Source organism: Blautia intestinihominis (assembly GCF_040096655.1).
Taxonomy (GTDB): Bacteria; Bacillota; Clostridia; order Lachnospirales; family Lachnospiraceae; genus Blautia_A; species Blautia_A intestinihominis.
In genome coordinates this window covers 128,328-134,779 of record NZ_JBBMEI010000003.1, presented here as the reverse complement: position 1 = coordinate 134,779, position 6,452 = coordinate 128,328, and the positions used below count along the sequence as shown (strand labels likewise).

General features: G+C 46.0%; 8 protein-coding genes. 1 reads left to right on the top strand and 7 read right to left on the bottom strand.

Annotated elements, in window-relative coordinates:
- Positions 1–126: 126 nt before the first annotated feature.
- Complete coding sequence (locus tag WMO75_RS02265; RefSeq protein WP_118252076.1) at positions 127–435, bottom strand: YerC/YecD family TrpR-related protein; 309 nt, start codon at positions 433–435, stop codon at positions 127–129.
- Between the two features lie 181 nt (positions 436–616).
- Here WMO75_RS02265 and WMO75_RS02260 point away from each other — a divergent pair, with 181 nt between their 5' ends.
- The gene (locus WMO75_RS02260; RefSeq protein WP_022213255.1) at positions 617–1,936 is read left to right on the top strand and encodes a replication-associated recombination protein A; all 1,320 of its coding nucleotides are present in this window, start codon (positions 617–619) and stop codon (positions 1,934–1,936) included.
- Between the two features lie 18 nt (positions 1,937–1,954).
- Here the strand turns inward: WMO75_RS02260 and WMO75_RS02255 are convergent, their stop codons facing one another.
- The 6 genes from WMO75_RS02255 to WMO75_RS02230 form a co-directional block, all read right to left on the bottom strand.
- On the bottom strand, positions 1,955–2,473 hold the full coding sequence (locus WMO75_RS02255; protein ID WP_022213254.1) for a DUF4364 family protein: 519 nt from the start codon (positions 2,471–2,473) through the stop codon (positions 1,955–1,957).
- A gap of 16 nt (positions 2,474–2,489) precedes the next feature.
- Positions 2,490–3,473: a tRNA modification radical SAM protein MnmL/YtqA gene (mnmL, locus tag WMO75_RS02250; protein ID WP_022213253.1), complete on the bottom strand. Its 984-nt coding sequence runs from the start codon at positions 3,471–3,473 to the stop codon at positions 2,490–2,492.
- Positions 3,470–4,129, bottom strand: a complete 660-nt coding sequence (locus WMO75_RS02245; RefSeq protein WP_227222199.1) for a YesL family protein — start codon at positions 4,127–4,129, stop codon at positions 3,470–3,472. The genes mnmL and WMO75_RS02245 overlap by 4 nt, the downstream gene beginning before the upstream one ends.
- A gap of 130 nt (positions 4,130–4,259) precedes the next feature.
- Positions 4,260–4,991 carry a polysaccharide deacetylase family protein gene (locus WMO75_RS02240; RefSeq protein WP_349077527.1) on the bottom strand — a complete coding sequence of 244 codons (732 nt, stop codon included), beginning with the start codon at positions 4,989–4,991 and terminating at the stop codon, positions 4,260–4,262.
- Positions 4,992–5,088: 97 nt separating this feature from the next.
- On the bottom strand, positions 5,089–5,715 hold the full coding sequence (locus WMO75_RS02235) for a cytidylate kinase-like family protein (RefSeq protein ID WP_118252080.1): 627 nt from the start codon (positions 5,713–5,715) through the stop codon (positions 5,089–5,091).
- A gap of 13 nt (positions 5,716–5,728) precedes the next feature.
- Entirely contained in the window at positions 5,729–6,439 is a 711-nt protein-coding gene (locus WMO75_RS02230) for an ABC transporter ATP-binding protein (protein ID WP_302699916.1), read from the bottom strand.
- Positions 6,440–6,452 lie beyond the last annotated feature (13 nt).

Below are 6,452 nucleotides of genomic sequence, written 5' to 3'. Positions count from 1 at the left end.
TTCTTGGCCACGCGGCTTTAGACTGGGGACGGGCGTGCCTGCGGCGTCGCCCTGAGTGTTGGGGAAATTATTGAGAAGAAAAACGGAGCCGTAAGGATCTTCGATCCTGCGGGCTCCGTTTTTTATTTATTCTTCTGTTTTATTTTCTTTGGCTTTCATTCTTTCGAAGACCATTTCGTAGCCGTCGTTTCCGTAGTTGAGGGAACGGTTTACTCGGCTGATGGTTGCGGTTGAGGCCCCGGTCTTTTCGGAGATGTCCAGATATGTGCGCTTGTCAGTTAACATTTTAGCTACCTCAAAACGCTGTGAAAGAGAAAGAAGTTCGTTGATCGTGCATACATCTTCGAAGAAGGTATAGCATTCTTCTTTATTCTTCAAACAAAGGATTGCCTCAAAAAGATGGTCAACCTCTTCCGTCCTGATTTTTTTACCCATTTTCCTGCTCCTTTATCTTACATTCTGTTATATTTCACATATTAGTATTTTAACACTTTAACTTGTGATAAGCAAGGGATTTTGTGATTTTCATAACAAAACGGTGTGGATAGTTGAATTTCCTTTGAAAAGCAGGTATACTGGGAACAAATGTACGAATTTTTCAGATTGGAGTATTGTTATGGATTTATTTGAATATGCCAAATCTAAGACTCTGGACCGGGAGTCGCCTCTGGCTTCCAGGCTTCGTCCTACTACTCTGGATGAGGTTGTCGGGCAGGAGCATATTGTGGGGAAGGATAAATTGTTATATCGTGCGATCAAGGCGGATAAGCTGACTTCTGTTATTTTTTATGGGCCTCCGGGGACTGGTAAGACGACGCTTGCTAAGGTGATCGCGAATACGACCCGTGCCAATTTTACTCAGATCAATGCTACGGTTGCGGGCAAGAAGGATATGGAGCAGGTCGTAAAGGAAGCGCAGGAACAGCTTGGTATGTATGGTAAGAAGACCATTCTGTTCATCGACGAGATCCATCGTTTTAATAAAGGACAGCAGGATTATCTTCTTCCGTTTGTGGAGGATGGAACGATCATATTGATCGGTGCAACGACGGAGAATCCTTATTTTGAGGTCAACGGTGCTCTTCTCTCCCGTTCTATTATTTTTGAGCTCAGGGCTCTGAGTCAGGAGAATATCCGCACGCTGATCCTGCGTGCAGTCAATGACTGTGATAAGGGAATGGGGAATTATGGTGCTGTGATCGATGACGACGCGCTTGAATTTCTTTCTGATATGGCCGGCGGTGATGCGCGGAGTGCACTGAATGCCGTGGAGCTCGGGATCCTGACAACTCCAAAGAGTGATGACGGTTATATCCATCTGACGCTTGATGTCGCTTCTGAATGCATCCAGAAGCGTGTGGTCCAGTATGATAAGCAGGGGGATAATCATTATGATATCATTTCTGCTTTTATCAAAAGTATGCGTGGCTCCGATCCGGATGCGGCTGTCTATTATCTTGCCAAGATGCTTTACGCAGGGGAGGATATCAAGTTTATTGCGCGCAGGATCATGATCCTTGCCTCTGAGGACATCGGAAATGCAGATCCGCAAGCACTCTGTGTGGCTGTTGCTGCTGCCCAGGCAGTTGAGCGTGTCGGCATGCCAGAAGCACAGATCATTCTTTCACAGGCAGTCACCTATATGGCATGTGCACCAAAGAGCAATGCCGCTGTAAACGCGATCTTTTCTGCCATGGACTCTGTCAAAAAGACCAGGACTACGGTTCCTGTTCATCTGCAGGATGCACATTATGGCGGGCATGAGAAGCTTGGTAAAGGGATCGGATATAAATATGCGCATGATTATCCAAATCATTATGTGAATCAGCAGTATCTGCCATCGGAGATCGAGGGCGAGAAGTTCTATGAACCAGGGGATCTTGGATATGAGAAAACTCTCAACGAATATATGAAACATATAAAGGGTGAAGCTTAACGGCTCCACCCTCTTATTTTATGAGATCAACTCTCCCATCAACATTTCATATATATCCTGTGACTTCGCTGCCCAGCTCCGACAGATCTCCTGGGCGGCTTCTTTGTTCGGTGCAGCCATGCTCAGATCCATGATCGTAGAGGAATCCTTCTCTATGATCTGGCAGCGGACGGCATATCCGCCCTGCGGGGTCGTATAATAGTCAGCCGGGGTCAGGATCCGCTCCTGTACTTTGCAGCCACGACTTTCCAGATATTCCTTGACTTCATTCTTGATATCCTGTGAGATATCTTTTTCGAAGTAGGAAAGCGTCTTGCGTCCTTCTTCCGTCAGTTCATAGTAAGAACTGTTCGTGATCGTCCTTTTGTGGAGAAGTTCTGTCTCTGTCAGCTCTGACAGTACTTTCTGCAGCTGGAAATAATCGGTATATTCCCGGTCCAGGATAAACTCTGAAATCTGTGAATTTGTCAGTGCCTGTGTCGCGTGCTTCGCCATATATAATACGATCAGCTTATACGTTGTAAATGGATCTGCCATTTGAGTCACCTCTTTCTTATTCTGACAGGGTGTGAAACTGCTTATTACTGTTCACTCCATTCACAGTAACTTGGTCAAAATTATACTGCTTCCCCTGCCAACTGTCACATACCTTCATCTGATGATGCAGAAGATTCAGGACTTCTCTCTTCCTGCCTGTCCATAGCGGAGCAAGTAAAAGTTCCTTCGGTCCGTCTCCTGTCATCCTGTGTATGACGATCTCCGGATCCAGATGCTCGATGCACCGGATCAGCAGATTCAGATATTCTTCTCTTTCGTATACGTGGAATTTGCCCTCCAGATATTCCTGTGCAAGATCGGTGCCCTTAAGCACATGAAGAAGCTGAAGTTTGATTCCCTGTATGTCTCTGTGGTTCAAATATTCCATGGTAGCGAGAATGTCCTCCTCGGATTCCCCCGGAAGCCCCAGGATCGTGTGAACGATCACTTCGATCCCACGTTCCCGAAGATTTCTCACCGCTGTCTCAAATACCGAAAGAGGATATCCTCTCCGGATATATGCGGCCGTCCGCTCGTGGATCGTCTGAAGCCCAAGTTCGATCCATACCGGCTTGATCTGGTTCAGTTCCGTAAGAAGATCCAGAACATCTTCTCCCAGACAGTCCGGTCTTGTCCCGATTGACAGTGCCACCACAGACGGATGATGAATCGCTTCTGTAAAAATCTTCCTGAGATATTCCACCGGGGCATAGGTATTGGTATATGCCTGAAAATAAGCAATATATTTATGGATCGGGCGTTTCGCGGACAAAACAGCGATCTGGCTGTCGATCTGCTCTGTGATCGTCAGTGCCGCATCTGCCGCAAAATCACCGCTTCCGCCCTCACTGCAGAAAATACAGCCTCGGCTTCCGAGTTTCCCGTCACGGTTCGGACAGGACATACCGCCGTTCAGCGTCACCTTGTATACCTTTTCGCCAAAGGTCTCTCTCAGCATATAGTCAAGTGAATGGTACGGTTTACCATTCCAGTTTCTCATTCTGCCTTTCCTCCGTCCTCTGCGCCTTCCGGAATATAATTCTCAAAGATCTTTACCAGGAAAAATGAGTTGCAGTATGCAACCACTGCCCCGCCGATCACTAGACAGATCAGGATGATCGTTGCCTGTACTTTAAATGTCGGTGCAAAAGATACCAGAAGTACCGGACATGCACAGATCACTGCCATCAGGACCGTATACGGAAGATGACGAACAGACATCAGCACCGCATTGATAAACGTATTTCTGGTAGAATTATAAAATTTCGCCAGAACTGGATAAATATACAGGAATACCATCACATACAGAACGCTGAATGCAAGGAAAATAATATTCATGATCTGTCCAAGCGGCTGTCCCATCTGCTTTACGATGCTCATATCCACATAAAGGATCACTGCCAGCACAAGCATGATCAGGTTGATCACCGTTGCCTGTTTGAAATTCTGTTTGAAAGATTTAAAAAAGCTCTTGATTATGTAGGACTCTTCGTTCTTTACCATCTTCATGGTCACATAAAACATCGCTGTGATCGATGCCCCCGCTGTCACGATCGGGATGCAGCAGATCAGACATAGGATATTCAAAATAAATAAATCTGCGACCTTTCCCATAAATGTAAAAAACTTATTATCCATACTGAAAAATCTGTCCATTTTTTACTCCTTTTTCTGCTGAATTGATAAACTCATTATATATCAGTATAACGAAATTGAGCAGAAAAAGCAATGACAAACCTGTTACTGTGAACGGAGTGAACAGTAACACAAACCTTTCACGATATGGTCATGGTACGATCAGTTCATCTACTGTCACAAACTCATAACCTTTTTCTTTCAGCCGGTCGATAAGGAGAAGGGCTGCCTCCACGCTGGTCTGATATTCGTCGTGCATAAGGATGATCGAACCGTCCTCCGGTTCTTCTCCTGCTGCCTTGAGGATCGCATCCACATTCTGGCTTTTCCAGTCAAGTGTGTCAATATCCCAGAATACAGGCAGCATCTCGACGCAGAGCTCCATGTTTTTCTTCCAGGCTCCATAAGGAGGACGCATGTATTCCGGATACTTTCCTGTCGCCTCATAGATCTCATTGTTTGTTTTGAGTATCTCCTGCCGGGCTGTAGTCTCCGGGATCTTGTTGAGCTGTACGTGATTATACGTATGATTTCCCAGAAGATGTCCTTCCGCCTGCATCCTCTGCACCAGTTCCTGATTCTCCTTCACATTTTGGCCCAGAAGAAAAAAAGTTGCCCGGACATTTCTCTCTTTCAGTCCATCCAGAAGAAGCGGTGTATATTTCGGACTTGGACCGTCATCAAAGGTCAGTGCTACTTCAGGATGTGCCTGGCTCTGCTCCATAAGTTCCTGTTCCATCAGCCGGATCATCCCCTCTCCTGCAACAAGCCTGGCTGCCTTATTTCCGATCGTCTGTACAGCCTCCGGTTCTTTTCCTGCAGACCAGACAGTTCCCATGAGCAATAGAAGTACAACAACTATCCCTGAAAAAAATTTTCTCATATCTACCCTGCCTGCCCTGTACTCCCTTCAATATATGCATGAAAGCATAAAAAAAGAACGGGGACGGTGTTTTAAAAACACCGCCCCCAACTGGCTTTTATTTTCCAAGCATGATCTTTAACTGTGCTTCGATCGCATCAACGCATTTCTCAAATCCGAGTTTGCCGCTGTTCAGGCAAAGGTCGTAATTTGTCGCATCGTTCCAGACACCGCCTGCAAATTTATGGTAGTAGTCCTGTTTGCGCTTGTCATCCTTGAGAAGGAATTTCTCCACATCTTCTCTTGATCCGGAGATCTTCTCAGAAGCCTGCTCTACACGGAACTCCCATGGTGCATGGATGAATACACGCAAGGTATTCGGACGATCCTTGAATACATAGTTTACACAGCGTCCTACGATCACGTAGGATTCTTTTTCTGCAAGGTCGTTGACTACTTTAGCCTGGTAGTTAAAAAGATTCTCATCGGAGATGAAATCCTTGCTACCTGGCTGGTGCAGGTCTCCCTTGTAGATGCTGTCCTTGCTGCCAAAAAGAGAAGTCTTGACTTTATCTCCCGCTTCTACTTTGCCGAAAAGTTTTACGTCAATTCCACTCTCATCAGATGCCATCTGAATGATCTGCTTGTCATAGAAAGAAATCCCCAGACGCTCTGCCAGCATTTTGCCGACGGTACGTCCGCCGCTTCCATACTGTCTTGCAATTGTGATTACAACCTGATCCATTATTGATTCCTCCTTATTCTCCCAGATATGCTTTCTGGACAGATTCATCATGAAGCAGATCATCTGCTTTGCCTTCCAGAGTAATGCTTCCTGTCTCAAGGACATACGCTCTGTCAGCGATAGAAAGGGCTTTCTTTGCGTTCTGCTCAACGAGGAGAACGGTTGTGCCGCTTTCACTTACTTCTTTGATAATATCAAAGATCTCATTTACAAAGATCGGGGAAAGCCCCATAGACGGCTCATCCATCAGGATGATGCTCGGTTTACTCATCAGAGCACGTCCCATTGCAAGCATCTGCTGCTCACCACCGGAAAGTGTACCGGCACGCTGTCCTGTACGTTCTTTCAGACGCGGAAATCTCTTGTAAACCATCTCGAGGCTCTGTGCGATCTCGTTTTTGTCTTTTCTTGTGTAAGCACCCATCAGAAGATTTTCGTATACAGACATGTCTGCAAATACACGTCTTCCTTCCGGTACATGTGCCATACCCATCTCGACGATCTTGTGTGCAGGTGTCTTTGTGAGGTCTTTGCCGCCAAACATGATACTTCCTGCTTTTGCCGGGATGATTCCGGTCAGTGTCTGCAGTGTGGTCGTCTTACCGGCACCGTTCGCGCCGATCAGTGCGATAACTTCTCCCTGGTCTACATGAAAGGAAATTCCCTTCAATGCCTGGATAACACCATAATAAACCTGGAGATCTTTTACTTCCAACATTGACATTTGATTTTCCTCC